This window comes from Candidatus Pelagibacter communis (genome assembly GCF_001179985.1).
GTDB lineage: Bacteria > Pseudomonadota > Alphaproteobacteria > Pelagibacterales > Pelagibacteraceae > Pelagibacter > Pelagibacter ubique_J.
Window position 1 is genome coordinate 1 of record NZ_CVSI01000047.1, and the last position, 1,158, is coordinate 1,158.

The window sequence follows — 1,158 nt, forward strand, 5'->3', positions numbered from 1 at the left end:
CAAGATGAGCCGTTAACTTGTTTAGCTTTAATTATTTTATTGGATCAGTTTTCGAGAAACCTTTATCGAAATGATAAAAAGTCTTTTGAATATGATTTTAAAGCAAGATTGATTGTAAACGATGCTGTTTATAATGGATATCTTGATCAAATGGATGAATATCAAAGATTTTTTATGTTACTTCCATATATTCATAGTGAAGAAATTATCGATCACGATAGAGCATACAAGTTATTAACAAATTATCTATCAAATCATCCAAATTTTTTAGAAATTAAAAAATTTTGGAAAGATCATACAGCGGTAATTAAAAGATTTCATAGATATCCTCACAGAAATAAAATGTTAGGAAGAAGATCTACAGCTGAAGAAATTGAGTTTTTAAATCAACCCAATTCTTCATGGTAACTATTTTGTGTTACCTAAGAGATTTACAATTAAAACACCAGTAATTATTAATAATAAACCAATGATAGTTGTAAAATTTGGAATTTGATTAAATTTAAAAACACCCACCACACTTGTTGCTATTATACACAATCCTGCAAATGATGCGTAAGTAACTCCAACAGAAATTGATTTCATTACAAGTGAAAGTGTAAACATACAGCCAACAATTGTAATTGCAGTTAAAATACTTGGCACTAATAGAGAAAAACCTTGAGCACTTTTTGCAAAAGCATTTGATGCTGTTCCTAAAATTACAGCAACAATTAAATATAAATATGCATTAAAATTACTCATTATTTTTTGACCAATTTATTGCATCTTCCATTCTATCATCTCCCCAAAAAATTTCGTTACCCACAACAAAAGAAGGACTTCCAAATATTTTATGTGATCTTGCGCTTTCTGTGTTTTCTAAATATTGCTTTTCTATTTCTTGAGAATTTGCATTATTTACAATTTTTTCTTTATCCAAACTAAGCTCATTACATATCTCAGAAATATTTGGTTCTGTAGCTGGTTCTTTTCCATCTTGGAACCATCTCTTGTAAGTCAATCTTACATAATCAATTCCCCAGCCTTCCTTTAATCCTAATATTGCAAGTTTATTTGCTAAATCAAATTCACTTAATGGGTAAGGCACAGGAGTTTTTGCAAAAAAACCATATCCTTTAGCTCTTCTCTCTATATCTCTCCACATATAATCAACTT

The 1,158-nt window shown here is 29.0% G+C and carries 3 protein-coding genes; 1 reads left to right on the top strand and 2 read right to left on the bottom strand.

What is annotated here, in order from left to right:
• Window positions 1-408: DUF924 family protein (locus AMN80_RS02170; RefSeq protein WP_075520367.1), on the top strand; the 408-nt coding region annotated here is incomplete at its 5' end.
• On the opposite strand, the gene AMN80_RS02175 is transcribed toward AMN80_RS02170, so the two are convergent.
• Window positions 409-744 (bottom strand): DMT family transporter, encoded by a 336-nt coding sequence (locus tag AMN80_RS02175; protein ID WP_075520368.1) that lies wholly within the window; start codon window positions 742-744, stop codon window positions 409-411.
• Window positions 737-1,158: DsbA family protein (locus AMN80_RS02180; protein WP_143323376.1), on the bottom strand; the 422-nt coding region annotated here is incomplete at its 5' end. The genes AMN80_RS02180 and AMN80_RS02175, both read right to left, overlap by 8 nt.

What these genes read in the sequence shown, in the direction of transcription:
- AMN80_RS02175 (WP_075520368.1), bottom strand. Translation starts at nt 744, where the DNA reads ATGAGTAATTTTAATGCATATTTATATTTAATTGTTGCTGTAATTTTA.